This window comes from Litoreibacter sp., from assembly GCF_039974535.1.
Taxonomy (GTDB): domain Bacteria; phylum Pseudomonadota; class Alphaproteobacteria; order Rhodobacterales; family Rhodobacteraceae; genus Litoreibacter.
Map to the genome: position 1 here is coordinate 74,937 of NZ_JBDWIU010000012.1, position 26,411 is coordinate 101,347.

Annotated in this window: 25 protein-coding genes; 13 read left to right on the forward strand and 12 right to left on the reverse strand. The window is 57.1% G+C overall.

All coding sequences use genetic code 11. The features are described 5' to 3' along the window. The first annotated feature begins 239 nt into the window (after positions 1–239). From lpxC to ABJN86_RS13320, 4 genes are all read left to right on the forward strand, one after another. Positions 240–1,160, forward strand: a complete 921-nt coding sequence (lpxC, locus tag ABJN86_RS13305) for a UDP-3-O-acyl-N-acetylglucosamine deacetylase (protein WP_348363795.1) — start codon at positions 240–242, stop codon at positions 1,158–1,160. 103 nt (positions 1,161–1,263) lie between these two features. Further along, positions 1,264–2,145 carry an outer membrane protein assembly factor BamD gene (locus ABJN86_RS13310; protein ID WP_348363632.1) on the forward strand — a complete coding sequence of 294 codons (882 nt, stop codon included), beginning with the start codon at positions 1,264–1,266 and terminating at the stop codon, positions 2,143–2,145. Between the two features lie 38 nt (positions 2,146–2,183). Further along, positions 2,184–3,827: a DNA repair protein RecN gene (gene recN, locus ABJN86_RS13315; RefSeq protein WP_348363630.1), complete on the forward strand. Its 1,644-nt coding sequence runs from the start codon at positions 2,184–2,186 to the stop codon at positions 3,825–3,827. Positions 3,828–3,988: 161 nt separating this feature from the next. Then, positions 3,989–5,599 carry a chloride channel protein gene (locus tag ABJN86_RS13320; RefSeq protein WP_348363793.1) on the forward strand — a complete coding sequence of 537 codons (1,611 nt, stop codon included), beginning with the start codon at positions 3,989–3,991 and terminating at the stop codon, positions 5,597–5,599. Positions 5,600–5,639: 40 nt separating this feature from the next. On the opposite strand, the gene ABJN86_RS13325 is transcribed toward ABJN86_RS13320, so the two are convergent. The 5 genes from ABJN86_RS13325 to ABJN86_RS13345 all read right to left on the reverse strand — a co-directional run bounded on the left by ABJN86_RS13325 (position 5,640) and on the right by ABJN86_RS13345 (position 11,644). Continuing rightward, positions 5,640–5,981: a DUF427 domain-containing protein gene (locus tag ABJN86_RS13325; RefSeq protein WP_348363629.1), complete on the reverse strand. Its 342-nt coding sequence runs from the start codon at positions 5,979–5,981 to the stop codon at positions 5,640–5,642. A gap of 80 nt (positions 5,982–6,061) precedes the next feature. Next, positions 6,062–7,825 carry an aminopeptidase P family protein gene (locus ABJN86_RS13330; RefSeq protein WP_348363627.1) on the reverse strand — a complete coding sequence of 588 codons (1,764 nt, stop codon included), beginning with the start codon at positions 7,823–7,825 and terminating at the stop codon, positions 6,062–6,064. A 177-nt stretch (positions 7,826–8,002) separates the two neighbouring features. Beyond that, on the reverse strand, positions 8,003–9,880 hold the full coding sequence (gene cobT / locus ABJN86_RS13335) for a cobaltochelatase subunit CobT (RefSeq protein ID WP_348363625.1): 1,878 nt from the start codon (positions 9,878–9,880) through the stop codon (positions 8,003–8,005). Then, a complete protein-coding gene (cobS, locus tag ABJN86_RS13340) occupies positions 9,873–10,859 on the reverse strand; it encodes a cobaltochelatase subunit CobS (protein ID WP_348363624.1) in 987 nt (328 codons plus the stop codon). The genes cobT and cobS overlap by 8 nt, the downstream gene beginning before the upstream one ends. 146 nt (positions 10,860–11,005) lie before the next feature. Further along, positions 11,006–11,644 (reverse strand): J domain-containing protein, encoded by a 639-nt coding sequence (locus ABJN86_RS13345; protein ID WP_348363622.1) that lies wholly within the window; start codon positions 11,642–11,644, stop codon positions 11,006–11,008. Between the two features lie 74 nt (positions 11,645–11,718). Between ABJN86_RS13345 and ABJN86_RS13350 the strand changes: the two genes are divergently transcribed. Further along, positions 11,719–11,976 carry a BolA family protein gene (locus ABJN86_RS13350; protein WP_348363620.1) on the forward strand — a complete coding sequence of 86 codons (258 nt, stop codon included), beginning with the start codon at positions 11,719–11,721 and terminating at the stop codon, positions 11,974–11,976. A gap of 61 nt (positions 11,977–12,037) precedes the next feature. Beyond that, positions 12,038–12,421, forward strand: coding sequence for a hypothetical protein (locus ABJN86_RS13355; protein WP_348363619.1), 384 nt, complete (start codon positions 12,038–12,040; stop codon positions 12,419–12,421). A 30-nt stretch (positions 12,422–12,451) separates the two neighbouring features. Here the strand turns inward: ABJN86_RS13355 and ABJN86_RS13360 are convergent, their stop codons facing one another. After that, a complete protein-coding gene (locus ABJN86_RS13360) occupies positions 12,452–12,886 on the reverse strand; it encodes a DUF4177 domain-containing protein (protein ID WP_348363617.1) in 435 nt (144 codons plus the stop codon). 331 nt (positions 12,887–13,217) lie between these two features. Beyond that, positions 13,218–14,114, reverse strand: coding sequence for a LysR family transcriptional regulator (locus ABJN86_RS13365; RefSeq protein ID WP_348363616.1), 897 nt, complete (start codon positions 14,112–14,114; stop codon positions 13,218–13,220). 133 nt (positions 14,115–14,247) lie between these two features. Here ABJN86_RS13365 and ugpB point away from each other — a divergent pair, with 133 nt between their 5' ends. From ugpB to ABJN86_RS13400, 7 genes are all read left to right on the forward strand, one after another. After that, positions 14,248–15,561, forward strand: coding sequence for a sn-glycerol-3-phosphate ABC transporter substrate-binding protein UgpB (gene ugpB / locus ABJN86_RS13370; protein ID WP_348363614.1), 1,314 nt, complete (start codon positions 14,248–14,250; stop codon positions 15,559–15,561). 77 nt (positions 15,562–15,638) lie between these two features. Further along, complete coding sequence (gene ugpA / locus ABJN86_RS13375; protein ID WP_348363612.1) at positions 15,639–16,520, forward strand: sn-glycerol-3-phosphate ABC transporter permease UgpA; 882 nt, start codon at positions 15,639–15,641, stop codon at positions 16,518–16,520. A gap of 26 nt (positions 16,521–16,546) precedes the next feature. Next, positions 16,547–17,383, forward strand: a complete 837-nt coding sequence (gene ugpE, locus ABJN86_RS13380; protein WP_348363792.1) for a sn-glycerol-3-phosphate ABC transporter permease UgpE — start codon at positions 16,547–16,549, stop codon at positions 17,381–17,383. Between the two features lie 5 nt (positions 17,384–17,388). After that, entirely contained in the window at positions 17,389–18,441 is a 1,053-nt protein-coding gene (locus ABJN86_RS13385) for a sn-glycerol-3-phosphate import ATP-binding protein UgpC (RefSeq protein ID WP_348363610.1), read from the forward strand. Beyond that, on the forward strand, positions 18,434–19,351 hold the full coding sequence (locus ABJN86_RS13390) for a glycerophosphodiester phosphodiesterase family protein (RefSeq protein WP_348363790.1): 918 nt from the start codon (positions 18,434–18,436) through the stop codon (positions 19,349–19,351). Before ABJN86_RS13385 ends, ABJN86_RS13390 begins: the two co-directional genes overlap by 8 nt. 51 nt (positions 19,352–19,402) lie before the next feature. Next, entirely contained in the window at positions 19,403–21,058 is a 1,656-nt protein-coding gene (locus ABJN86_RS13395; RefSeq protein WP_348363609.1) for a Na/Pi cotransporter family protein, read from the forward strand. A 155-nt stretch (positions 21,059–21,213) separates the two neighbouring features. Next, positions 21,214–21,687: a hypothetical protein gene (locus tag ABJN86_RS13400; protein ID WP_348363608.1), complete on the forward strand. Its 474-nt coding sequence runs from the start codon at positions 21,214–21,216 to the stop codon at positions 21,685–21,687. 42 nt (positions 21,688–21,729) lie between these two features. On the opposite strand, the gene dtd is transcribed toward ABJN86_RS13400, so the two are convergent. The 5 genes from dtd to ABJN86_RS13425 all read right to left on the reverse strand — a co-directional run bounded on the left by dtd (position 21,730) and on the right by ABJN86_RS13425 (position 26,409). Further along, a complete protein-coding gene (gene dtd / locus ABJN86_RS13405) occupies positions 21,730–22,173 on the reverse strand; it encodes a D-aminoacyl-tRNA deacylase (RefSeq protein WP_348363607.1) in 444 nt (147 codons plus the stop codon). Beyond that, positions 22,170–23,090 (reverse strand): carbohydrate kinase, encoded by a 921-nt coding sequence (locus ABJN86_RS13410; protein ID WP_348363789.1) that lies wholly within the window; start codon positions 23,088–23,090, stop codon positions 22,170–22,172. The genes dtd and ABJN86_RS13410 overlap by 4 nt, the downstream gene beginning before the upstream one ends. Positions 23,091–23,106: 16 nt before the next feature. Then, positions 23,107–24,216, reverse strand: a complete 1,110-nt coding sequence (locus ABJN86_RS13415) for a primosomal protein N' (replication factor Y) - superfamily II helicase (RefSeq protein WP_348363605.1) — start codon at positions 24,214–24,216, stop codon at positions 23,107–23,109. 72 nt (positions 24,217–24,288) lie between these two features. Beyond that, positions 24,289–25,428: an SPFH domain-containing protein gene (locus ABJN86_RS13420; RefSeq protein WP_348363604.1), complete on the reverse strand. Its 1,140-nt coding sequence runs from the start codon at positions 25,426–25,428 to the stop codon at positions 24,289–24,291. 27 nt (positions 25,429–25,455) lie between these two features. Next, positions 25,456–26,409, reverse strand: a complete 954-nt coding sequence (locus tag ABJN86_RS13425; RefSeq protein ID WP_348363602.1) for a DUF2927 domain-containing protein — start codon at positions 26,407–26,409, stop codon at positions 25,456–25,458. Between the last annotated feature and the right edge of the window lie 2 nt (positions 26,410–26,411).

Here is a 26,411-nt window from a genome sequence, read left to right on the forward strand (position 1 = left end):
CGATGACGTAACGTTTCAAAGCCGGGCATTGCCCGGCTTTGTTCGTTTTTACCCTTTGTTTTCAAAGGTGGACGCTGAAAGTTGTCAGCCGTGTTGCGTATGTTGCAAACGGTCATAAAGAGTGAGTTGTGACATCCTCCCACAACCCATATTTTGCAGCTAATCCAAGCGGATCCATGGTGATCCGCGAACAGTATTCAAACAAAGAAGCCATTCGACGGCTTTATCGGGGGTCTTGCGTGCAAGCCACTTTGACACAGACGATTAGCTTTGACGGGGTGGGTCTCCACTCTGGCAAGCCGGTTCATATGGATGTGCACCCTGCGGCCGCCCGTTTTGGTATCTGGTTCAAGCGTACGGATGTGACTGACGCAGACAACATGATCCGCGCGATTTATTCCGCTGTGGGTGCCAAGCCTTTGTGTAGTGAGCTGACAAATGACGCGGGCGTTGGGGTTTCCACTGTGGAGCACATCATGGCCGCCCTTGCAGGCTGCGGTATTCACAATGCGTTGATCGAGTTGAATGGCCCCGAAGTTCCGATCATGGACGGCTGCTCTGCTGATTTCGTTCGGGCCATCGTAGAGACAGGTGCCCGCAATCAAGCAGCGCGCCTCCACGCAATTGAAATTCTGTCACCAGTTATGGTTGAGGAAAATGGAGCCATGGCGATGTTGACGCCTGCCGGTGGCCTAGAGATTGATTTTCACATCGAATTCGCTGATGCCGCAATCGGCCGCCAGCACATGGCGCTGGATATGCGCAACGGAACATTTGTGCGCGAGCTGTCTGACAGCCGCACTTTCTGCCGTAAGGCGGACATCGACATGATGCACGAAAAGGGTTTGGCCCTTGGTGGCACATATAACAATGCCGTGGTCGTGGATGGCGATGACGTACTTAGCCCCGGTGGTTTGCGCCACGAGGATGAGGCCGTTCGTCACAAGATGCTGGACGCCTTGGGTGACTTGGCGCTGGCGGGTGCTCCCATTTTAGGGCGCTATACCGGTGTAAAAGCAGGCCATGCGATGACAAACAAGCTGTTACGCAAGCTGTTTGCGAACCCGTCTTCATTCCGCATCGTTGAGTGTTCCGCGGAGCAAGCAGCCCGTTTACCGGGTGTTGGTGTACGCAAAGCTGATTTGGCACTGGTTGCCTAACCCGAGCATAAAGGCATTTTGCCCTGCAAAGAGATGTGCTAGACCAGCGCAAAGAGACTGTGAACCGGATACCGGTACGGTCAAGCAAAGAGGTTGGCGGTCAATGGTAGGGCGCAGCAGGTTTATCCTAAAGACAGTTACAGCGTTTGCGCTTGTCGCAAGCTTATCCGCATGCGGAAATCGTGGCGGAGAACGCAACGGGTTTCTTGCGGGATTTTGGGGCAGCAATCAAGAAGCCCCGCTGGAGACCTTTGGTCCCGAAGAAATCTACAAGCGTGCCGAATTCCAACTTTCCGAGAGTGATATCGACGAGGCGGTTCGCCTGTTTGGGGAAGTGGAGCGTTTGTATCCTTATTCCGAATGGGCCAAGCGCGCGCTTATCATGCAGGCGTTTTCTTACCATGCGGACCGCGACTACGAAAACTCCCGTGCCTCCGCGCAGCGCTTCATTGATTTCTACCCCGCGGATGATGATGCGCCATATGCGCAGTACCTGCTGGCGATCAGCTACTATGATCAAATCGACCAAGTGGGCCGTGACCAAGGCTTGACCTTCCAAGCCCTGCAATCCCTGCGCACGGTGATCGAGCGCTACCCTGACAGTGAATACGCCAAATCCTCGGTGCTGAAATTCGACCTAGCGTTCGACCATTTGGCCGGCAAGGAAATGGAAATTGGCCGCTACTACCTAAAGCGCGGACATTACCCCGCTGCGATCAACCGCTTCCGCGTGGTGGTGGAAGAGTTCCAAACGACAACCCATACAGCCGAGGCGTTGCACCGTTTGGTGGAATCCTACCTGTCGCTAGGTCTCACGGATGAGGCGCAAACCGCAGGGGCCATTTTGGGCCATAACTACCAATCCACAGGCTTCTACCAAGACAGCTTCAATCTGCTTCAAGGGCGTGGATTGGAGCCGGAAGCGGCAGGCAAAGGCTGGTTGCAGGACATCTACCGTCAGGTAATCCGGGGCCGGTGGCTGTAACGGCTAGCGGGGGCTTCCCCGCGCCGCAGGTGGTGTAGATGCTGCGCACACTTGATATTCGCGACATGTTGATCATCGATCGGCTGGAACTTGAGTTTCAGCCGGGACTCAACGTGCTGACGGGTGAGACGGGTGCGGGTAAGTCTATCTTGTTGGATTCGCTTGGGTTTGTTCTTGGTTGGCGGGGCCGTGCAGAATTGGTGCGCGTCGGTGCCGAGAAGGGTGAAGTCACAGCGCAGTTCGATTTGCCCGCAGAGCACCCCGCATGGGCGGTGCTGGAGGAGGCCGGGTTTGAGCATGAAGGCGAGCTGATCCTGCGCCGCACCAACTACCCTGACGGGCGCAAGCAAGCCTATATCAACGACCGCCGAACCTCCGGAGAGCTGCTGCGCAGCCTGTCGGAGACTTTGGTTGAATTGCACGGCCAACATGATGATCGCGGCATTTTGAACCCCAAAGCCCATCGCGAGATGCTTGATAGCTTTGCGGGGCTAGATCTAACCAAGGTTGGCAAGCGGTGGCAGGACTTGAGTGCCGCCAAGCGCGAGTTGAAACGGGCGGAGAAGGCTCTGGCCGAAATTCGCGCCGAAGAAGAATTCCTGCGTCATGCGGTCTCCGAGTTGGATGCAGTAGACCCGCAACCGGGGGAGGAAGCAGATCTCGATGTGAAGCGCCGCCAAATGCAAGCTGGGGAACGTATCAGAGATGATATTTCCAAGGCATTACAAGCGCTTGGATTGAACGGCGCTGAAGGCATGGCGAATGATGCAGCCCGCTGGCTTGACGGTGTGGGTGAGCAGGCGGAGGGGCAGCTGGACGCGCCGTTGGCGGCCTTGGAACGCGCCGTGTATGAACTGGGCGAGGCGCAACAGGGCGTGGAAGTCGTTTTGGACCGGCTGCAGTTTGACCCGATGGAGTTGGAGCAGGTAGAGGAGCAGCTTTTCGCTCTACGCGGCCTTGCCCGCAAGCATGACGTTCTCGCTGATGATCTGGCAACCTTCGCCGAAGGGCTGCGCATTCGCTTGGCCGCCCTTGACGGCGGGGAGGAAGAATTGGCCGATCTGCGCAAATCATTGACGGATGCGATGGCAGCCTATCAAGAAGAAGCTGACCGGATCACCAAGACCCGCCAAACGGCGGCGGCGAAATTGGATAAAGCAATGGGCGCGGAGCTTGCCCCGCTGAAGATGGAGCGCGCGGTGTTCAAAACCGATGTGACGCTTGAGACCGCAGGCCCCGAAGGGCAGGATGACGTGTCGTTCACCGTGGCGACCAACCCTGGCGCGCCTTCTGGCCCGTTGAACAAGATTGCGTCCGGCGGGGAGCTATCGCGCTTCTTGCTGGCGCTCAAAGTCTGCCTGTCAGGTACCACGGAAGGCGTCACGATGATCTTCGACGAGATCGACCGTGGCGTGGGCGGTGCGACTGCTGATGCGGTGGGGCGCAGGCTCAAGTCACTGGCAGATGGATCGCAAGTGCTGGTCGTGACGCACTCCCCGCAGGTTGCAGCCCTTGGTGGCCACCATTGGCGGGTGGAAAAACAAGTTCGAAATGAACAAACGTTCTCAACCGTGATCCCGTTGGACGAGGGGGCGCGTATCACCGAAATCGCACGTATGGTATCCGGTGACACGATCACCGAGGCCGCGAAAGATGCGGCGCGCTCACTGTTGAAAGTATAGTGGCCTAGACCGCCTTCGGCCTTTGTCCTATGACGGAATAACGCAACGCTAGGCGCCGGGGACTTATGGCCGAGCAACCATCACAGAATGATTCCGAACGCGGCTTCCTCCGTGGCCAATGTGACGACGGAATTAATGCCTTGGGCAAAGCACTTCGCATCATGCGCGAAAAGGGGCCATCCCAGCTTCAATTTTGGTTTATTGCCCTGCTTATTGGCATCGCTGCTGGCTTGGCCGCATTGGTGTTTCGCAAGATCATTACCGCCATTCAAGGCGTGCTTTACAACGCGAAAGACGTGCGTGCGTTGGAGGAGTTTGCCACGAATGTGGATTGGTATTGGATCGTCTTGATCCCCATTGTAGGCGGTCTGCTTACGGGATGGATATTGCATCGGTTTACTGACGATGGGCGGGTGCGGTCCGTGGCGGATGTGATCGAAGGGTCTGCGCTAAACAATGGACGGGTTGAAAAGCGGGCAGGTTTGGCCTCGGCTGCGGCATCAATCATTACGCTTAGCACCGGTGGCTCCTCTGGTCGGGAGGGGCCGGTTGTTCACCTCGCGGCCGTTATTTCCAGCTGGATTTGTGGGCTTATTAAGGCTGACGGGATCACTGGGCGCGATTTGCTTGGGTGTGCCGTTGCCGCTGCCGTTTCCGCGTCGTTCAATGCGCCGATCGCTGGCGCGCTATTTGCCTTAGAGGTGGTGCTGCGCCACTTCGCGGTTCACGCTTTCGCACCCATTGTAATCGCGTCCGTGGCCGGCACTGTGATCAACCGCTTGGCCTTTGGTGATGTGACAGAGTTCGTGCTGCCCCTGAACACAACGTTGGATTTCTACGTGGAGCTTCCGGCGTTCCTTCTGCTGGGGCTTACGTGCGGTCTGATAGCCGTGGCCTTGATGCGGGCAATTTTTTGGGCGGACGATGTCGGCACTCATTTGCAGCGGGTCACGGGGATGCCTCGGTGGCTGCGTCCTGTATGCGCAGGGGCAATGCTGGGTGTCATGGCCGTTTGGTTCCCGCACATCATTGGGGTTGGGTATGGCACAACATCGGCGGCGCTTACGGGGGAGTTGATCCTCTATGAGGCGGTCATCTTTGTGATCCTGAAGGTTGCAGCTGTCGCCATCACCATGGCAGGTCGCATGGGGGGCGGGGTGTTCTCGCCGTCGTTGATGGTTGGCGCACTCACTGGCTTGGCCTTTGGCGGGATTGCAACCAGCGTGTTTCCGAATGTGTCCGGCTCCGAGACGCTATATGCACTAGCGGGCATGGGCGCGGTTGCCGCCGCCGTCCTAGGGGCGCCGATTTCCACGACTTTGATTGTGTTTGAGCTAACAGGAGATTGGCAAACCGGCCTTGCGGTGATGGTCGCGGTGTCGCTGTCGACGGCCCTTGCCAGCCGCTTGGTGGATCGGTCCTTCTTCCTGACGTTGCTGGAGCGCCGTGACGTGCATCTGGCGGCTGGCCCACAGGCGTATCTGCTGTCGATGTTCCGCGTGCAAAACGTAATGCGTGCGCAGGATCACGAGCATGCAGCCACCGAGGATGACCTATGGGCGTTGATTGAGCAGGGGGTCTTCATCGACCCTAATGCGACGTTGGAAGACGCTATGCCGTTGTTTGAACGCAGAAACGACGTCTTCCTTCCGGTGGTCACACTGGGGGCGGAAGGACAGCCGCCCACGATCATGGGGGCCTTGTTTCAGGTCGATGCGCTTAAGCAATACAACCGCGCTTTGGCGGCAACCGCTGCGGAAGAGCATTCTTAGCGCCCGTGAAATGGAAGTCTGGCGTCAGTCTTAGCCGAGATTAAACCTCTTCGACGGTGACCTTGTCACTGTAGAACGCCAAATGGCCTGCGATTGCCTCCATGCCGTCAATCGGGGCCTCATAGGACCATGCGGCATCAGGGATCGGGCCGCTTTTGGCTTGAAATGTGTAATACGTCGCATCGCCCTTGTAGGGGCAATGGGTGGAGGTGTCGGTCTTATCAAAGAAGGCCATCGCCAAATCTGCGCGCGGAACGTAGAGAACGGGGGCCAAGTCACCCTCCGACAATTCGATCACATTGGCGCTCTCGCCCAAGACAGCCCCAGCTGCGCGGATGGAGTAAGTGCCGGATGCGTTACGCAATTTGATCTCATTGGCCATGGAACAAGCCCCTCTATTGACGGTCATTTTGTGCAGAGCGCGGAACATTGCATGTTCAGTCGACTTTGGAAAGTCGTGTATTACAGTGGTAGTGTCGCAGCTTGCAGCCAAGTTTGCGCGTCACCGGTCACATCCAACATGTCGGCGATCTGCGCGTGGTAGGCGTCTATCCAAGCCCGCTCGGCTGGAGAGAGCATGTCCGTGAGGATCAAACGCCGGTCAAATGGCACCCATGTCAGCGTCTCGAAGCTGAGCTGGTCGCGGTTGTCTCCCATGGCGGGGGCCTCTTGCACCACGATCAGGTTCTCGATGCGGATGCCAAATGCGCCTTCGCGGTAGTAGCCCGGTTCATCCGATAAAATCATGCCCGGCTTGAGGGGAACGTCAGAGATGCGGCTGATGCGGGCAGGACCTTCATGCACGCATAGGTAGGAGCCAACGCCGTGGCCAGTTCCGTGGTCATAATCGAACCCGTGCCGCCACAAGGGCGCGCGCGCCAGCGCATCTAGGTCGCGCCCCGCCACACCGCGGGGGAAGCGTGCCATCGCCAATGCGATCATGCCTTGTAAAACAAGGGTGTAACACTCTTGCTGCTCTCGCGTCGGCAAGCCCATCACCACCGTGCGGGTGATGTCTGTGGTGCCGTCCACATATTGCCCGCCGCTGTCGACGAGCAGCAATTCGCCGTCCTGAACCGCGCGGTTGGTGGTGTTGGTACAGCGGTAATGCACGATTGCGCCATTGGGGCCGGCACCGGCTATGGTGTCAAAGCTGATGTCGCGCAGGGCATTTGTCGCGGCACGAAAGCCCTCCAAGGCGGTGACAACTTCAATTTCCGTCAGGCCCGGCTGTTGGAGATTCAGCCATGCGAGGAAATTCACCATCGCATGGGCGTCGCGGATATGGGCGCTGCGCGCGCCCTCGATCTCGGTGGCGTTTTTGCAGGCTTTTGGCAGGACGCAAGGATCATCCTCAAAGACCACATCTGCCGTCACTGTCTGTGACACGATGGCTGGGGCGGAGGTTTTGTCGACCCGAATGGTGCCTTTTAGATTTGCCAGCGTGTCAAGAAACACATCGGGCGTGTGGAGGCGAATTTCGGGGCCGAAATGGTCGCCTATGTCGGATAGTTTTTCGGGCGTTACAAACAAATCGACGCTGGCGTCTGCGTGCAAAATTGCAAAGCAATGAGGCACAGGGTTTCGCTGGATGTCCGTGCCGCGGATGTTGAGCAGCCAAGCGATGCTATCGGGTAGGGTAAGAACGGCGGCGTCTTGGGTCGCATCTTTGAGGTGTTCTGCCAATCGGCCGCGCTTGTCTGCATGTGTCTCGCCCGCAAGTTCTAGCGGTTGGACTATGATTTTACCCTTCGGTGGGCTTGGGCGGTCTACCCAAATTTGATCGACGAAGTTGGGGCTGGGAATGAGGGTAACGCCCGATTTTTCAATGGCCTCCACCTCGGAGTTCGTGTGTAACCAAGGGTCATAGGCCATCTTGTGGGAGGCAGGTAGATGCTCTTTTAACCATGGACCAGCTTTGGTTTCGGGCCAAGCTACGGGAGTGAATTTGCCTGTATCGACCTGCGCCTTCACCTGCACGCGGTAGCGCCCGTCAATAAAAACACCTGCAATATCTGCAAGGACCGCACAAAAACCCGCAGACCCTGTGAAGCCGGTGAGCCAAGCCAGCCGATCATCACATGGGGCCACATATTCCCCCTGATGCGCATCAGCACGGGGGATGAGGAAGCCGTCTAACTTTGCGTCTTCAAGCCCTTGTCGCAAGGCTTTCAGTCGAGGTGGGCCTTGGTCGGGTGAGGTGGCGTCTTCAAAGGATTGGAACATGTGGCATCTCATTTTGTTTGTGCAAATGGTGCGAAGAATAGCGCGTAGGTGCAAGAGCAAAGCGGACAGCCGGTGTGGCTTTACACGGAGGTGGCACGCGCGGTTACGCTGGGGAGGTGCGACCTCCCCAGACCCCTGCGAGGTATTTTTGAAGCAATGATGGCAGTCGGCGTGCGACTATCCGGTTCGCTTCATGCCCATGACGCGCGCGCGGGCACGGGGATCGCTGTCGAATAGAGCAGCGAGTTGTTCGGTCATTGCGCCGGCCAATTGTTCGACATCTGTAATTGTGACCGCGCGTTCATAGTAGCGAGTTACGTCGTGACCGATGCCCACGGCGATGAGTTCCACCGCGCGGCGTTTCTCCACCATGGCGATGACGTCGCGGAGATGCTTTTCCAAGTAGTTCGCGGGGTTGACCGACAAAGTTGAGTCGTCCACCGGCGCGCCGTCAGAGATCACCATCAAGATTTTACGCGCCTCTGGGCGGCCAATCATGCGCTTATGCGCCCATTCGAGCGCTTCTCCATCGATGTTCTCTTTTAACAAGCCCTCTTTCATCATCAGACCCAAGTTATCGCGGGATCGGCGCCATGGGGCGTCGGCGGATTTGTAGATGATGTGGCGTAGATCGTTGAGGCGACCTGGCTGTTGGCTGCGGCCTCCGGCCAGCCAGCCTTCGCGGCTTAGCCCACCTTTCCATGCGCGGGTGGTGAAGCCCAGAATTTCGGTCTTCACTTGGCAACGCTCCAGCGTGCGGGCCAAAACATCGGCACAGATCGCAGCGATGGAGATCGGGCGGCCCCGCATGGAGCCGGAATTGTCGATAAGAAGGGTCACGCAGGTGTCGCGGAACTCCATGTCTTTTTCTTGCTTGAAGCTGAGCGGCGTCGTTGGGCTGACGACAACTCGCGCCAAGCGGCCCGCGTCGAGGATCCCTTCCTCAAGGTCGAATTCCCATGAGCGGTTTTGTTGAGCTTGCAAACGGCGTTGCAACTTGTTGGCCAGCCGCGAAACTGCGCCCTTGAGTGGATCTAGTTGCTGGTCGAGATAGGCGCGCAGGCGTTCCAGTTCGGCAGGTTCTGCCAGCTCTTCGGCGCGAATGACTTCGTCGTGCTCGGTTGAGAACACCTCGTAATTCGGGTCCGCGTCGGAATGCGGTGCGGGGGGCGGCGGGTCCATTGGGGCCTCGCCCTCGGGCAGCTCTGCTTCATCGCCCATTTCAGCGTCGGCCATATCGTCGAGCTGCACTGTGGCAGCAGAGGCGTCGTCTTGCTGCTCCTGAGACTGCTCGGCGGCGGCGTCTTCATCCTCGGCGTCGTCCTCTTTGTCGGGGTTCGCCTCTTCGTCTTGCTCTTGTTCTTGCTGGTCCTCGGAGGCCTCGTCCTCTTGGTCCTCGTTGATGTCGTCAGGGTCTTCGCCCAATTGGTCGCCGTAACCCAGATCGTCGATAATCTGGCGTGCAAGTTTGGCGAAACTGGCCTGATCGGACAGCACGTCTTGCAGGTTCTCGAGCGTGCCACCGGCGGCACCTTCGATGAAGTCCTTCCACAGGTTCATCACATTGGCCGCATCGGATGGCAGCTCGCGGCCTGTGGCGAGGTGGCGGATCAGGTAACCCGCCGCCACGGAGAGCGGGGCTTGGGCTGCTTCGGTGACTTGTCCGTAACCCTTGCGCGTAGCCTCTGCGCCGATTTTGGCGTCGATGTTGCCTGCGGTGCCGGGCATGACGCGCGCGCCCATGGCCTCGCAACGCGCGGTTTCCATCGCATCATACAGGTCGCGCGCCATGTTGCCTTGCGGCAGGTAGCGGTTGGCAGTGGTGTCATTGTGGAAGCGGCGGCGCAAGGCAAAGGCATCCGCCGTGCCACGTGCTAAAAGCACTTCGTCGCGTGTCATCCGCCGCGTGACTTGTGGCAAGCGCACTTGGTCGTTGGTCATCCCCGGAGGGTCAACGGAGAAGGCGACGCCTAGCTCTGGGTCATTGGCAAGCGTTTTGGTCGCCTCAGCCAGCGCCTTTTTGAACGGGTCGGCTGGGTTGTCGTTTTTAGCCAAGGCTCACACTCGCAGCGCTCTCTGGGAGTTCTTCGTCGAAGCAACGCTGATAGAACTCGGCCACGGTTTCGCGTTCCAGCTCGTCGCATTTGTTCAGGAACGAAAGGCGGAAGGCGTAGCCCACGTCGTTGAAGATCAACGCGTTTTGCGCCCATGCGATGACGGTCCGTGGCGACATTAAGGTCGACAGGTCGCCGTTCATGAAGGCGGTACGGGTTAGATCAGCTACAGTCACCATGCGCTCTACGGTTTTGCGGCGCTCTTCGGTGTTGTAGTAGGGGTTCTTGGCCAAAACGATCGCCGACTCCGCCCCGTGGGACAGGTAGTTCAGCGTGGTGACCAGCGACCAGCGGTCCATCTGGCCTTGGTTGATTTGCTGGGTGCCGTGGTAGAGGCCGGTGGTGTCGCCCAAGCCAACAGTGTTGGCGGTCGCGAAGATGCGGAAGTTGGGGTGCGGCTCGATCACTTTGTTTTGGTCCAGCAGCGTCAGCTTGCCATCTACCTCCAGCACGCGCTGGATGACGAACATAACGTCGGCGCGGCCCGCGTCGTATTCGTCGAATACGATGGCGGTTGGGTTGCGCAGGGCCCAAGGCAGGATGCCTTCTTGGAATTCGGTGACTTGCACGCCGTCTTTCAGCTTGATGGCGTCCTTGCCGATGAGGTCGATCCGGCTGATGTGGCTGTCGAGGTTCACGCGCACACAGGGCCAGTTCAGGCGAGAGGCGACCTGTTCGATGTGGGTCGACTTACCTGTGCCGTGGTAACCTTGGATCATCACGCGGCGGTTGTGGGTGAAGCCCGCAAGGATCGCGAGGGTGGTGTCGCGGTCAAACTTGTAGGTGCTGTCGAGTTCTGGGACGCGGTCAGTGCGGTCGGCGAAGCCTTTGACCTTCATATCGCTGTCGATGCCAAACACTTCGCGGACTGAGATGTCCTCGGTTGGTTTTGCGCTCAAATCAATGCTGCCGTCTGCCATTATTTCATTCCCTCAGTGTAACTCTCACGGGATGCCTCAAATTCCGAGCTAGGGCAAGCATTAGGCCTACGTCAAATTTGAATTCATCGGTTGGGCGCAGGCGGATCCATGTCAGCCTTTCGCCAGTCGTATATCTCTTGCGCCGCTTATCCGGTAAAGTTGCGGCTGTCTTTCAACTGGTCCCATGCCCAGACAACTTGCTGCAATTGCTCCTCGTCGGTGCGGTTGCCGCCGTTCATATCGGGGTGCAGTTCCTTGATCAGCGCTTTGTACTTCTTGCGCAGGTCCGGCTTGCTCATGTGAACAGTACCTTCCAGAATTTCCAACGCTTTGCGCTCCATTGCGGGCAGCTTGCGGCCAGCGCCACTTGGGTTGCGGCCTGGATTGCGTGTCGCGTTCTCACCCAGAACGGCCATCGGGTCATCTACGCCAAGGCGCGACCATGCGCGTTGTTCTTCGCCCTTTTTCAAAGGCTTGGTTGGGCGTTCCCAGACTTTGTCCGCAGACATCTGGCGCTCCATCTCTTCTTGGGTGTGGGTCTCGAAGAAGTTCCATTTCAGGTTGTACTCGCGCACGTGCGCTTGGCAGAACCAGTAGAAATCATCCAAAACATCAGGCGATTTTGGCGCGCGGTATTTGCCCGGCTCGTTACAACCCGGTGCCTCGCAGGTGCGCTGAGATGTCTCGACAGCACCGGACATTCCGCGGCGCCCTTTGGCACGGCGGGCCTTGTCAGTTTTCGCCGACATATCAAATTCAAATGGATCAAACGGAGGACGGGCCATGACTTAACCTTTTAGACTCGGAGAAGACACTTTAGTGTTTTGAGCACAGAGGTGAAGAGCAGTTTGGAAAAAATATGGGTATAACAGAGCAGATTGACGATAAACTTCGAACGGTTTTTGCTCCGACGCGGTTGGACGTGGTGGATGATAGTGAAAGCCACCGCGGTCATGGTGGATATCAAGAAGGTGGCGAGAGCCATTTCAACGTATCAATCCGCTCAGAGGCCTTTGCAGGGATGTCGCGCATTCAACGCCACCGTGCGGTGCACGCGGCCTTGGGGGCTGATTTGATTGGAAAAATTCACGCCTTGGCTTTGGATATCGACGAGTAATGGTGGTTTGGACGCTTGAGCGCGCTTGACTCAGCCGACCAGTATCGCGGGAAAGGGCCAGGTGTTTAAACTGACCTCCACACCGGTTTTCGTGCTCGTTTGCTGCGTGCTCAACTTGGTTTCGCTGTACGCGGTGTCGATCCTTGCCGCATTGGTGATGCCTGCGGACATAGTTTTGCAGATGATATTGGTCGTGCCGCTTTTCTTGGTTCTTTCATCGTGGGGCGTTCTACGCGTCACGCGAATAGTGGCGATGATTGACCCCGAGCAAAACGCGAAAGCACATGCATTGAAGGTGGTCATGAGCGTCAGCGCTATGAACTTACTTGTATTCGCAATAGGTTTTGGGCTGATTTACACGGGCTTTGCAACGCCGGCTGAAGCCATGATCATTTGCCTCGGAGCAATGACTGTTGGCTTCACGGTGCTGCGAAAGCAGATCTAGAGCGAGGGCACACTCGTCACGGTCATTGACCTAGGTGTCTTTGCGGGATTCTTCTTCTGTCTCATCCATGAAGCCTTCCGATGCGGGGCCATCGGTTCTGGTGAAAACGGGTTCGGTGCGCTCGGAGGGATGTTCTGTAGCGGCCTCTTGTGTCGTTTCCTCAACCTCTGCTGCGGCGACTACGGGGGCGGGGAGGACAGCAATGGGCGCGTCTTCGGCCTCTGCCTCGACTGCAACCTCGCGGCGGAATATCAACATGGAATGATACTTGATCGTTTTGCCTGTGAGCCCTTGGCGTTCTTCGCATGGCAAGGTTTCGGCGCGTTGGTATTCCCAGCCATCGGCGGCCATCTCGTTCATCAAGATGCTGATGGTGTTGGCGAATTTCGCTTCTACGCCTTTGATCTTGCGGGCGGATTTGCCTTTACGTGGTGCTGGCACCACTTGGTATTCAAAGTTTGTCATGGCATCTATCCCCCTAGACCGGAAGATTTGGTGTTACAAAAGCCGTGCAGCGGAGTCCAGTGAAAGCGAAGTGAGCTCGGTACACCTGATGCTGGGACGCCACGCAGCAGCGCCGCCCTAGTGGGGCCGCAGCTATTGATAGGGGGCAACCGTCGTTGGGCGAGGGTGGCTTTATTTCGGCGCTCAAAAAATGCAACTCGTTAAGCGGAGGTCACCACCAGAGGAAAACTTGGAAACTCGTTAAGTACTATGGCGCTAGTTCGTAGAGGTTTCGCAGTCTTTTGGCGCGTGAAACAAGTGTGAAAAATGAGCTGGGTCGTCCTCGCTTCACTTATATTGCCAAGCTGGCCAGACTTTCCTCAAACGCCTTCATGAAGTCGAGGGTGATCATGGATGGCATCGTGTGGATGGGACGTACCAAGGACAGCTGGTGTGGGGCGTCGGCAGCGAAGGGGCGGAAGTCCAACCGGCTTGCATAACTTTTGGCATCCAGCTCACTGATCACCGACACCCCGACCCCGAGGGCCACAAGTTCACAGGCAGCGGTGAATTGTCGTGCTTCGACAACTGGTTTGGGCGTGACCGATGATTTTTGAAACAGATCGGTTAACGTTTGGTAGAACTTGCTGTCGCGACGAGTGTGGATCAGGCGCTCATTGTCCAAGTCTTCCACTGTAACCTCTTTCAGTTCCGCAAATCGGTGGCCGTGGGGGAAGATGCAAACGGTGCGTATATTCACCGTGGTGCTGTCGATTGCGGGGTGGCCAGCAAAGCTGTCGGTGATTCCGAAGTCGTACTGCTCACCAATGATCCATTCGAGGATTCGCTCTGGTCGATCTGGCTCAATGGTGAGTGTCACATTCGGACGGGCTTCTAAAAAAGATGACACAACGGCGGGCAAATGGCTGGTCGCAAAGCCTGGCAGGCAGGCTACGCGCAGATGGCCTGCGGTACGCGTGGTTAGGTTGTGGCTGGTGTCTGAGATGTGATCCATCATCTCTAAAACCCTGCCAATGTCGGGTAAAATGTAGCGTGCTTCTTGGGTGGCAACGAGTTGCCCGTCTTTGCGTTCAAGTAGGGAAAATCCAAGTTCTTCAGATAGATCGGAGATCAAGCGGCTGACCGCTGGTTGCGAAATGCTCAGTGATTTTGCAGCCCGTGTCATAGAGCCGAAGTCCGCGACGGACTTCAGCGCTTCCAGTTGCCGAATTCTTGGTTTGCTTCGCATGTCCACATCTCCCTGACTTAAGTATAACATTGTATTATATTTTTTTAAATTTAGATAGGCTTGCATTATTAATTTTGCGAGATAGTGTGGCTGCACCGCTGATATCAAAATCAGTAATTTCTGGGAGGAATACATGAAGAATTTAGTAACTGGCGCAGTGCTCGCCGGGTCCACATTTTTGTCGCCATTGGCTGCATATGCGGAAACAGAAGTGCAATTCTGGCACGCTTTCACCGGCCGTTTGGGCGAGTTGGTTGCGGCGCAAGTAGAGGGCTTCAACGCAAGCCAAGACGACTTCAAAGTCGTTGCTACTCACAAGGGTAACTATTCCGAGACGCTCAACGCCGGCATCGCGGCATTCCGCGCGGGTGAGCAGCCTCAAATCTTGATGGTATTCGAAGTTGGTACGGCCACAATGATGTCCGCAGTTGGCGCTGTTCGCCCAGTTGCAGACGTTATGGATGCCTCCGGCGCAGAATTTAATCAAGACGCGTATATCGGTTCCGTAAAAGGGTACTACACAAGCACCGATGGCGACATGCTTTCGCTGCCTTTCAACTCTTCCACGCCAGTTCTGTGGGTGAACCGTGACTTGCTGAAAGACAACGGCGTTGACCCAGACACAGACCTGTCCACTTGGGAAAATGTTGGTGGTGTTCTCGACACGCTGGCAGCCGCTGGCCTTGATTGCCCGCTGACAACCGCTTGGCAGAGCTGGATTCACTTGGAGAACTACTCCGCCTACCACGATGTGCCGTTTGCAACCAAAGACAATGGCTTCGCGGGCACCGACACAGAGCTGGCTTTCAACAGCGCAGCACAAGTCGCGCATATCTCGGCGATGGGCCAATGGGCGAAAGACGGCAAATTCTTCTACGCGGGTCGCCGCAATGAAGGTGGCGCAAACTTCCGCGCTGGTGAATGTGCCTTGTTTACAGAAAGCTCCGCTGGCTACGCCGGTATCAAGAGCGAAGCCAAGTTTGACTTTGACGTCCGTCCACTTCCCTACTGGAAAGCGGTTGCGGCAGAGCCTCAGAACACCATCATTGGTGGTGCATCGCTTTGGGTAATGGAAGGTCACGAGTCACCTGAATATGAGGGTGCTGCTCAGTTCCTGTCCTACCTGTCGTCCGCTCCAATTCAGGCGCAATGGCACCAGGACACGGGCTACCTGCCAATCACATCCGCCGCTGCCGACACGACACGCGCTGCTGGGTTCTACGAGCAAAATCCAGGCACAGACGTGGCCGTCATTCAGATGACAGCGAAAGAGCCGACGGCAAACTCCAAAGGCTTGCGCCTTGGGTCCTTCGACCAGATCCGTGGGATCATCGACGAAGAACTGGAAGCTGTTTGGAGCGGTGACAAAGACGCGCAAACTGCAATGGACAGCGCTGTAGAGCGTGGCAACCAATTGCTGCGCCGCTTTGAGCAAGCCAACCGTTAATCTGCACAACATGACGTGAAAGCGCGGGCGGCCCTTTTGGGGCGCCCGCTGCCAATAACAATATGGGGGGAGGGCACTTGGAAAAGCGTGTCACTTTCAAAGGTTGGCTATTGCCACTGCTGCTTATTGCACCGCAGGTAATCGTTTCAGCAGTTTTCTTCTTTTACCCAGCGGGGCAGGCGATTTGGCAATCCTTGTTCATCCCTGATCCGTTCGGTCTTTCAATGAAATACGTGGGCTTGGGTAACTTTGAGTACCTGCTGTCCGATAAGTATTACCGCACGTCCTTCCTGACGACGGCGATCTTCTCGACGCTCGTTACGTTGGCGTCCATGATCCCCGCTTTGTTCCTTGCGGTGGTGGCTGATCGTCTTATCAAAGGGGCCGGTGTGTACCGGACGCTATTGATCTGGCCCTACGCCGTTGCCCCAGCGATTGCGGGGGTGTTGTGGCTGTTCATGTTCAACACCCGCGTCGGTGTGGTGTCATGGTACTTGGGCAACTTGGGCTATGACTGGAACCACGTGCTAAACGGCGGCGAGGCCATGGGGCTAGTCGTTGTGGCCTCGGCTTGGGGCCGCATCAGCTACAACTTCTTATTCTTCTTTGCGGCACTACAAGCAGTCCCGAAATCTGTCATCGAGGCCGCAGCCATTGATGGGGCGCGGTTCTGGAAACGTTTCTGGACAATCGTGTTGCCGCTCTTGTCCCCAACCACGTTCTTCTTGTTGGTCGTCAACATCGTCTACGCCTTCTTCGAGACCTTCGGGGTGATCCACACGATCACCAGCGGTGGGCCGCAGCAATCCACGACGATCCTTGTCTACAAGGTGTTCTCGGACGGGTTCGTTGGCCAAGACCTTGGTTCATCCGCAGCCCAGTCGGTTATCTTGCTGGTCGTGGTGGGCGCACTGACCATCGTCCAATTCAAATTTATTGAGAAGAGGGTGCACTATTGACCCATACTAACGACCCCCCACCCGGTATGGTCGAAAAACGTGGGGCAACGCTTTGGCTGAGCCATGTACTGATGATCCTTGGCGTCCTAGTTGTGTTCTTCCCGATCTGGTTGGCCTTCGTGGCGTCCACCGTGACGCAGTCCGAAATCGTCAGCCCACCTATGCCGCTGTGGCCGGGTGATCAGTTCTTGAACAACTACCGCGAGGCGCTGTTCTCTGGTGTGAATGTGCCGGTGGCGACCATGCTGTTGAACAGCCTTGTCATGGCGATGGGGATTGCGGTCGGTAAGATCGTTATCTCGCTGCTGTCGGCCTTCGCGATTGTGTACTTCAAGTTTCCTGGCAAGCGGATCTTCTTCTGGCTGATTTTCTTGACGCTCATGCTGCCGGTTGAGGTGCGTATCGTGCCGACCTACGAAGTGGTTGCGGGGTTCGGGTTGCTGAACAGCTACGGCGGTTTAATTTTCCCATTGATTGCATCCGCCACGGCGACCTTCCTCTTTAGGCAATTCTTCATGACAGTGCCTGATGAGTTGGCCGAGGCGGCCCGCGTCGATGGGGCAAGCCCAATGCGTTTCTTTAGGGATATCTTGTTCCCGATGAGCCGTACCAACATCGCCGCGCTCTTTGTGATCTTGTTTATCTTCGGCTGGAACCAATACCTATGGCCGCTGCTGATCACGACGGACCCTGAAATGAACACCATCGTTATGGGCATCAAGCAGATGTTCCCGTCAGGTGATGATGTGGCCGAGTGGCCGGTCATTATGGCCACCTCGATCCTAGCCATGATCCCACCGGTGATTGTCGTCATCTCAATGCAAAAACTATTTATCCGCGGTCTCGTGGACAGTGAGAAGTAGAAACTATGTCAACTGTATCTCTCAACGACGTCAAGAAACGCTTTGGTGCTACCGAAGTTATCCACGGCGTGAATATGGACATCGAAGACGGTGAGTTCATCGTCATCGTCGGCCCGTCGGGCTGCGGCAAATCCACACTTTTGCGCATGGTCGCGGGGTTGGAAAGTGTCAGTGCGGGTGAAATCCAGATCGGTGGCACCCGCGTGAACGAGCTGGAACCGATGGACCGCGACATTGCGATGGTGTTCCAAAATTATGCGCTCTACCCGCATATGTCGGTGCGTCAGAACATGGGCTACGGGCTCAAGATTGCAGGTCTCGATAAGTCCGAGATTGACGCAAAGGTCCAAGATGCCGCCAAGCTGTTGCAGCTGGAGGAATATCTAGATCGCCGCCCGCGTGATTTGTCCGGTGGCCAGCGTCAACGTGTGGCTATGGGGCGTGCCATCGTGCGCGAACCTGCGGTGTTCTTGTTCGACGAACCATTGTCGAACCTTGATGCCAAGCTGCGTGTTCAAATGCGCCTTGAGATCCGCGACTTGCAAGCCCGTCTTGGGATTACCTCGCTCTATGTGACCCATGACCAAGTCGAGGCCATGACAATGGCCGACCGCATGATCGTGATGAACGCAGGCCGCGCCGAGCAAATCGGCACACCGCTCGAAGTGTATGAGCGCCCACAAACCCTGTTCGCGGCGCAATTCATCGGCAGCCCGTCAATGAACGTTGTCGACGGCGTTATAGAGAACGGCAAGTTAAGCATCGGGGGCGTGCAAATCGAAGCGACCACGCCTGCAACAGGCAAGGTCACGGTTGGTATTCGTCCCGAGCACGTGATCGCGGATGAAAGCGGGCCACTTTCGATGACCGTCAAAATGGGCGAGCCGCTTGGTGCGAACACGCTTCTGCACGGCCGCCTTGGTGACAGCGAACAGGCGTTTACCGTCAGCTTGGCGGGTGTGCATCACCCCGAACCTGACAGCAAAATCGCCTTCCGCGTTGATCCTGCAAGCCTGCACTTCTTTGACCCGAACACTGGCGACCGTTTGGATGGTTAGCGTCGGGCAGCCATCAAAAGTGACTGTGTTTGGGCATCGCGGCGCACGGGGCATCTATCCAGAGAATACGATGGCCGGATTTCGCTATATGCGAGAGATCGGCGTCGATGCAGTTGAGGTGGACGTGCAAAACGCGGCGGGCGGCGTGCCTGTGGTGGCCCATGACCCCTATATTGCGCATGCATTGACGCGTGACGGGGAGGGGGCATGGATCGATGGCCCGCCTCGCCCGGTGCTTCAGGCCAGCATTGATCAATTGAATGATCTGGATGTCGGCACCATTCGTCCGGGCTCCGAATACGGGTCACGTTTTCCAGATCAGGCCCGCCTGACAGGGGAACGGATTCCCACCTTCGAGACCTTTTGTGACTGGGCCACCGCCGAGCCGACCTTGCTCGTGAATGTCGAGATCAAGTCACATGCCTTGAATGCAGACATCAATGACCCGCCCGATGTTTTGGCGCAGGTTGTCGTTGATATGTTGAGCTGCCATGACTTGTTGGGCCGCTCCATCGTGTCCAGCTTTGACTGGAGGGTGATCCATGCGTGCAAGCGCCTCGCTCCTGATTTGCGGCGGGGGTATCTGTCTTTGGCTGAAACTCATGGCACGACTATGGAGCCGAACATCATCGATGGCTCGCCGTGGATGGATGGGGTTAGTCGCCGCGATCATCAAGGCAGCCTTCCGCAGACCATTGCCGATTTGGGTGGCCATGTTTGGTGCCCATATTTTGAGGATGTGACGGCCGCTGACGTTGCTCAGGCCAAGCAATGCGGGCTGAGGGTGAACGTGTGGACGGTGAATGAGCCAGAAGACATTCAAAATATGATCGACATGGGCGTGGATGGAATAATCACGGACTATCCGGCACGTGTGCAAAATGCTCTCGCGGCCCGCGCGGCCACATAGGGCGCGCGTCCAAACGGTCCAACGAAAAGCTACCACATCATTGGAAACCAAATGTCTGAATCCAGCGCATTGATCCTGATATTAAACGTAGCCGGGGCAGTGGCCCTGTTGCTGTGGGCCGTTCGACTAATCCGTACCGGAGTGGAGCGGGCCTTTGACGTTCAATTGCGCAGATGGTTGCGCCATTCAACGAAAAGCCGGCTCCGTTCTGCTGTCACTGGGGTGGGGTCAGCGGTGTTGCTGCAAAGCTCAACCGCTGTGGCGATGTTGATCGCGGGGTTTGTATCTGCAGGCACCATCAAAACCACCGCCGGTATCGCGATTATATTGGGAGCGGACCTGGGCTCGGCCATCGTCGCGTCGATCTTGGTGGCGCGTTGGTCATTCGTTATGCCGTTGCTTCTGGTGTGCGGTGTGGTGCTGTTTTTGAAGGGGCGCTCGGGTCGTGCGCGACAGGTGGGGCGTATCCTTGTTGGCTTGGGGTTGGTATTCTTGTCGCTGGAGATGATCCGAACCGCCACCGCCCCAATTTCAGAGGGGGCGCAAATATCGGGCGCGTTGCAAGCACTTGCCTCGGACTTGCCCATCGCCTTCATCTTGGGCGGCGTTTTGGCATGGGCCATGCATTCTAGCGTGGCCTCGATTTTGCTGCTTGTGACCTTGGCCGCGCAAGGAACGCTTCCGACAGAGGCCGCCGCAGTCATGGTCCTCGGGGCCAACGTCGGGGGCGCTTTGATCGCCACGACCTTGACGTTCGGCGCTCCGGCGGAAGTGCGAAGGGTCACCACATCCAACTTCATCATCCGCGGCGTAGGGGCGGTGGCTTTGGCGGTGATGGTCGCGTTCGCGGGCGGACTGCCCGATTACTTAGGCGCGTCTGTGGCGGGGCAAATCATCGCTTTGCATGTGCTGTTCAACTTAATCCTATGCTTGGCAGGCTTATCGTTCGTCAGTCTGCTGCATAAGCTTGCGACCGCTATTCATCCAAACAACGTAGGCGATCAACCCATGCGCGGGCCTGTGAGTGCGCTTGACCCGACTGCCGTAGAGACCCCCGAACGGGCCTTGGGGCTTGCCCGACGCGAGGTGATGCGAATGGGCGAGACCTTGGAGGCTATGCTGCGCGCGGCTGGGCACTTGTTTGTTGAATGGGACGACGCCAAGGCCCGCACAATTGTCGAGAACGAGGCCTATGTGTCGAAGATCCACCATGATCTGAAAATGTTCTTGGCATTGCTGGCGAAGAAATCCGAGGATGATCTGGTCGAAGGGGACGCTCATGATCTGGCAAAAATTGCCGTGGGGATGGAGGCGGCGGCGGATACGATCACGCGCAGCCTGAGCAAGATGGCCAGCAAGCTGAACAAAGAGGGGCTTCAATTCTCAGAACCCGGGCAGGAAGAGATCGCGGACTTCCATGATCGCGTTTTGGGCAATGTGCAGCTTGGGCTCAGCGTGCTCATGACCAGCGACATGAACACAGCGCGCACCCTAGTGTCGGAGAAAGACAACTTGCGCGACGTTGAGCAGGAATTGCAAAAACGCCACCTCGTTCGTCTGCGCGATGGGTTGCCCGAGAGTATTGAGACCAGCGCGATCCATCAAGAAACACTAAGAGGCCTTAAGCAAGTGAACACATCGTTCTCGATGATCGGGTCGCAACTGCTGCACCGCTCTGGCGATTTACTGTCTTCACGGCTGGCCTGATCCTTAGGGAGTTGGGTGCCGAAAATGACCTGCGTTGGAGGCATCATTTTGCCTTTATGGCTAACAAATTCGTGACTTACATGAAAATGTTGGTTCTTTGTTAACGCAATCGGCTAGTCTCGAAGGCCACACACACTTAGCAGCGAGATAGCCTGATGAAACTGACCGCTTCCAATATTTTACTCCTGATGATGGCAGGCGCATTGGCGACCTGTGCCTTCGAACTTTACGGTCAGGTTGTTAGCCCAACACTAGGCTTTTCCCGTCTAGCGCCGGTTCCTTTGGCGGCGTCGGTGTTCAAGGCAATCGCAGGTTTCAGCTCCAAAGAGATGGCTGAAGTCTTGCATTACACGGCCGGGATTATTGGATACCCAATTGGCTTTGCGTTCGTTGCACGCCCGATTTGGCAAAAGGTTGCGCCACAAGTGCCATGGTACGCGGTTGCGGTTGCCTTTGGCACGGTCCAGTGGGTCTTTGCATTGTATGTGCTCGCGCATTTGATTGGTGGGCAACCGGCATTCTTGGGCTTCACCGGCATCACATACGCAGCACTTTGGGGGCATATCGTCTACTCATTGGTCGCAATCGGCGTCACCAATCACTTCATGTTGTCACGCCGTGAGAATTAAGACCTCATCGTGGATCAGTTGATACCGTGAAGCACAAAGGGGCTATTGCGCGTCGTCCATCCAGATTGTGACGGGGCCGGCATTGGTCAGGCTGACTGCCATGTCTGCCCCGAACTCACCTGTCTCAACTGCTACACCTAAGTTGCCCAACTGGGTGGCGAAGGTCTCGTAAAGTGCGCGCCCCTCGTCTGGTCGTGCTGCACTTGAGAAGCCGGGGCGGTTGCCGCTGCGGGTGTCGGCAGCCAAGGTGAACTGGCTCACGACCAAAGCGGAGCCGCCGATGTCCAGCAAGGAGCGGTTCATTTTGCCCGCGTCATCCTTGAAGATGCGCATCTTCGAAATTTTGGCGGCCATACGTGTGGCTTGCTCAGGTGTGTCGCCCTGCATGGCGCAGACCAAGATAAGAAGCCCCGCGCCGCATTTCCCGATCTCGATGCCGTCAACCGACACGGATGCATGGGAAACGCGCTGCAGGAGTGCTCTCACAACTCGTGCACCCATGGTGGGTTGGCGCCGGCACGCGATACGGTGATGGCGGCGCAACGCGCGCCCATCGCCAGCGCGTCGCGCAGGGTGTCTTCGGACAGCTTGGCAAGTGTGTCCTTGTCCAACGCGTTTGCTTTTTGCAGTCCCGCAAGGAAGCCCGCGTTAAACGTGTCGCCAGCCCCCACGGTATCAACCACTTCGACCTTGTTCGCAGGCACATGCACACGGTAGTTGGCAGTGTAGCCCAACGAGCCTTCTGCGCCTTTGGTGATCAGCACAACCTTGGTGCCGCGCTTAATCAAGTCGGCCACGAGGCCGTCCAAATCGCCGTCACCTTCCAGCCAGTGCAAGTCTTCGTCACTAAGCTTCACAACGTCAGACATGGCCATCATCGATTTGATCCGCGCCACGTAGCTGTCGCGGTCTGTGATGAAAGTCGGGCGGATGTTCGGGTCAATCATGGTCACGCGGGAAGCGGCCTCGCGGGCCATCAATGCCTCATAGGCGGAGCCGCATGGCTCGCCCACCAATGAAATACCACCAAAGAACATGGCGGATACGGTGTCGGGCAACTCCGGCAGGTCGTTATGCGTCATGACACGCAACGCACTGTTCTCGTCGTAGAATGTGTAGTTCGCATGGCCATCTGTGAGGCGCACAAAAGCCAAGGTGGTCGGGCGCGATGACCGGAAGGCCAAATCAGAGGATACGCCAGCTTCACTGAGCTTGGTTTCCAGCATCTCGCCGAACAAGTCGGTGGAGAGGCCACAAAAGAACCCAGGGTTGGCGTCTAAGCGCCCTAAGGCGACAGACGTGTTAAAGACCGCGCCACCCGCATAGGGTGCAAATGCCAGCTCTCCGCCTTGGGAGACGCGGGGCAACATATCGATAAGAGCTTCTCCGCAACACAGAATCATGGTGGCCATTTCCGTTCTATTGAGTCGAGGCCATCCCATAGCCAACTGCCAAGGCCACGATCAAGCCAATGATGACCGCAATCGCGATTTTGACGGAAGAGTATGGGCGTTCCCCCTTAACCGTACCAGTCTGACCGTTCACGACAAAGCGGTAGGTCTTACCGCGGTACTTATAAGCGGCCACCCAAACGGGCAACAAGACGTGCTTAAACGTCACATCCTTCACCGAAGTCTTGGCTGAGGTGATGCGTTGCTTGTCGCCGCCAATATCAAAGCGGATGTCGCGGGTGATCATTGCGTCCATCTTGATGCGGGCCTCCTTGAAGCCTTGTTCCAGATCGACCGTGTAGCCCTCGGCGCGAAAACCGGCGAGGTATTCTGGCGTATAGGGCGCCAAATGCGAAAGGTCCCAAGGTGCCAATGCATCGGTGTAGCTTTTGGGTAGGGAGGTGGACCCCAGTACCAGCACATCATCAAAAAAGCGCGACACGCGCCCGCCCACGGCGGACCAATGGGTTTTGGCGACGCGTTGCTGGTGCCGCTTGCCGTCGCGCATTACGGTGCGGGTCTCATAGTAGATTTTGCCGCGCTGACCGGTGTAATTGGTCTTTGTGTCGGCGTCATAGGTCCAAAATGGTACGTAGATGCCGTCAAGCTTGCGGCCTTTCTTGGCGTACTCCTGTAGACCATTTGGTGCGAACCATCGTTTGCCCAGCCAATCGACCATGGCCTTTTGCGCGTCGCGTTCCGCAACTTCAAAGGGCAGGACCGCGCGTGGCTTGATATGGCGGTGGGTGCCGGTGTCGGTGACGACGGGTGTCGCGCAGAAGGGGCATTCTGTTGCGTGATTGTCTGGGTCGAACTCCACTTGTGCGCCGCAGTTGGGGCATTTGGAGACACGGGTCTCCTCCATCTCGGAGTCGTCCAGCGTGCCTTGGAGGGCCGAGTTAAAGTCCAACTCGTGAATGGTGCTGCGTACGGTTTCCAGCATCGGTTCAACATTGCCGCAATGGTCGCATTTCAGCGCGTTGCCCACGGGGTCGAACCGAAGGTCCGAGCCGCAGTTGTCGCAAGGAAACCTGTGTTCAGTTTCTGGGGTTGCGTGATCGAGAGGGGTGTCACTCATGAAATGGGTGTGTCCGCGTGCTGTGGGGGTATTTAGGGATCGGGTAGGGCAATTGCCCCACCCGTGAGTTTCTTAGCCTGCCGGTGGTGGCGGGGGCGGCATGATGGTGAAGAGTTGCGCCAGCTCTTGTACGTCTTCGGCGGGCAACCAGCCGTCTTGACCAGGCGTCCAGACAAGCGTTTCGCGCTTTACGGCCCCTTCAGAGGCCATACGCCCCATTGCGGCTTTGGAATATGGCCCTTTGGTCGCGCCAGCATCTGCGATGTGCCAGACGTGTTCAACCGGTGGTGGCGGAGGTGGCGGTGCGACTTGTGGCGCGGGGGCGTGTTGCGCCTGAGGAGCTTGGCCCCATGGGCCGCCCTGACCCAATTGTCCGGCCATTGCCATGCCCAAACCCGCACCAATGCCCGCGCCCATGCCGCCACCGGCCGCACCTGTGTTGGAGGCCGCGGCTGTCATCGCCTCGGCGGCGGAGTACTGCGTGAACTTGCCCAAGTCCCCCGCGATGCCGACGGAGGTGCGTTTGTCCAACGCGGCCTCCACAGCGGGCGGCAGGGAGATGTTCTCAATATAGAATTCAGGAATGCTGAGGCCGTAATTCGCAACAATAGGCGTGATCGCTGCGGCAATCAGCTTGCCCAGATCACCAGTGTTCGCGGCCATATCAAGCGCGGGGATGCCCGAGGCCGCGATGGCGCGGGTGAATTCCTGCACGATGATGTTGCGGATCTGGTAGCTGATTTCATCCATGGTGAATTCGCCGTCGGTGCCGACGATTTCACGCAGGAACAGCGCTGGGTCCGTGACGCGCACCGAGTAAGTGCCGAAGGCGCGAATGCGCAGCGGGCCAAACTCTGGGTCGCGCAGCATGATCGGGTTCTTGGTACCCCATTTGAGATCATTGAAACGGGTGGTATTGACGAAATAAATCTCGGATTTGAACGGCGACTTGAAGCCGTGATCCCAGTGGTTCAGCGTCGTCATGATCGGCATGTTGTTGGTCTCAAGCATGTAGAGACCGGGGGTGAAGACATCCGCCAACTGGCCCTCATGCACAAACACCGCAGATTGGCCTTCGCGTACGGTCAGTTTGGCGCCGTATTTGATCTCGTGGTCTTCACGCTCGAAGCGGGAAACCATGGTGTCGCGCGTATCGTCGGTCCAGTGGATGACGTCGATAAACTCGCCGGTTAGAAAGTCAAAAATACCCATGTGGTCCTCATTGAATGGTCTTAGGGGTTAACTGTCGCCGCCCAAAAGCTCTGCCGCGATCACTTCGACGATCGGGCGGGCTTGTGCGGGGGATGATCCGAGCGGTAGGCGCTCGTCGTATAGGATTTCTAGCAGCAGCTCGTCGTGGCGGGTCAGCAGCGCGAACTCGTCGTCGTCGTTGAAAATCGAAGGGCGCGCAGCGGGGCTGTCGTTGCTGAGGCCCAGCCCCTGCGCGATTTCCTCGTGATAGCAGCTTTTGCGCAAAAGGTCGGGATGCTCCGCGCGCACGATGGCTACGGCTGATAGGAAACTGTCGGGATTGTCGGCGTCAGAAAAGGCATAAACGGCGCAGTAAATTGGCCTTGGCATGTTGGTGATTTGTGCGGCTATGCTCTCGTCTAGGCCTGGAATGAGTCTCATCAGCTCTGGGCCGAAGGCCTCGATCTCGTCGATTGTCAGTACGGCCACGTGGAAGTTGCCCTTGCTACGTGTCAAACCGACTTGCGATTTTGTGACGCGTGACAGGCGTTGTGCATAATTTGAAACGGTCTTTTGGTCTTTGCTTCGAATATCTTTGGAAACAGCTGGCCCAAACTGCAGCGAGACATTGACCGGCCTTTCCCACCGCTGAACACGCCCCTCGGAGCGCAGGTTGGTGTAGATGCCATCCACTAGGGTAAATTCATTGAACACGCCAATTTGGACGAAATTATCGACCAATTGATGCTTCGAGAACGGCGTGTCGATGCCACCACCATCAGTGCGCATCAAGCCTTGGGCCAACAGGCTACGCTGTACTTGGGCGTAATAGGCCGACAGCTCGTTTGAGCGCGCGGATGGCCGTGCGACCTTTGGCACGACCTTGGGCGCAGGGGCGACCGCCGCGCGTTGTTCGGGGCGGGGGCTGGTCACAGGCTCATCGCAGGCCGACAGCGTTACCGCCGCCAGCCCTGCAAATGCGATATGAAGCGCCCCCCGCACCA

Bases quoted from the DNA above. Each gene is read 5' to 3' on its own strand.
- ABJN86_RS13310 (WP_348363632.1), top strand. From the start codon at position 1,264: ATGGTAGGGCGCAGCAGGTTTATCCTAAAGACAGTTACAGCGTTTGCG.
- recN (WP_348363630.1), top strand. From the start codon at position 2,184: ATGCTGCGCACACTTGATATTCGCGACATGTTGATCATCGATCGGCTG.
- ABJN86_RS13320 (WP_348363793.1), top strand. From the start codon at position 3,989: ATGCGCGAAAAGGGGCCATCCCAGCTTCAATTTTGGTTTATTGCCCTG.
- ABJN86_RS13325 (WP_348363629.1), bottom strand. From the start codon at position 5,981: ATGGCCAATGAGATCAAATTGCGTAACGCATCCGGCACTTACTCCATC.
- ABJN86_RS13330 (WP_348363627.1), bottom strand. From the start codon at position 7,825: ATGTTCCAATCCTTTGAAGACGCCACCTCACCCGACCAAGGCCCACCT.
- cobS (WP_348363624.1), bottom strand. From the start codon at position 10,859: ATGGCAGACGGCAGCATTGATTTGAGCGCAAAACCAACCGAGGACATC.
- ABJN86_RS13345 (WP_348363622.1), bottom strand. From the start codon at position 11,644: ATGGCCCGTCCTCCGTTTGATCCATTTGAATTTGATATGTCGGCGAAA.
- ABJN86_RS13350 (WP_348363620.1), top strand. From the start codon at position 11,719: ATGGGTATAACAGAGCAGATTGACGATAAACTTCGAACGGTTTTTGCT.
- ABJN86_RS13360 (WP_348363617.1), bottom strand. From the start codon at position 12,886: ATGACAAACTTTGAATACCAAGTGGTGCCAGCACCACGTAAAGGCAAA.
- ABJN86_RS13365 (WP_348363616.1), bottom strand. From the start codon at position 14,114: ATGCGAAGCAAACCAAGAATTCGGCAACTGGAAGCGCTGAAGTCCGTC.
- ugpB (WP_348363614.1), top strand. From the start codon at position 14,248: ATGAAGAATTTAGTAACTGGCGCAGTGCTCGCCGGGTCCACATTTTTG.
- ugpE (WP_348363792.1), top strand. From the start codon at position 16,547: ATGGTCGAAAAACGTGGGGCAACGCTTTGGCTGAGCCATGTACTGATG.
- ABJN86_RS13385 (WP_348363610.1), top strand. From the start codon at position 17,389: ATGTCAACTGTATCTCTCAACGACGTCAAGAAACGCTTTGGTGCTACC.
- ABJN86_RS13390 (WP_348363790.1), top strand. From the start codon at position 18,434: ATGGTTAGCGTCGGGCAGCCATCAAAAGTGACTGTGTTTGGGCATCGC.
- ABJN86_RS13395 (WP_348363609.1), top strand. From the start codon at position 19,403: ATGTCTGAATCCAGCGCATTGATCCTGATATTAAACGTAGCCGGGGCA.
- ABJN86_RS13400 (WP_348363608.1), top strand. From the start codon at position 21,214: ATGAAACTGACCGCTTCCAATATTTTACTCCTGATGATGGCAGGCGCA.
- ABJN86_RS13410 (WP_348363789.1), bottom strand. From the start codon at position 23,090: ATGATTCTGTGTTGCGGAGAAGCTCTTATCGATATGTTGCCCCGCGTC.
- ABJN86_RS13415 (WP_348363605.1), bottom strand. From the start codon at position 24,216: ATGAGTGACACCCCTCTCGATCACGCAACCCCAGAAACTGAACACAGG.
- ABJN86_RS13420 (WP_348363604.1), bottom strand. From the start codon at position 25,428: ATGGGTATTTTTGACTTTCTAACCGGCGAGTTTATCGACGTCATCCAC.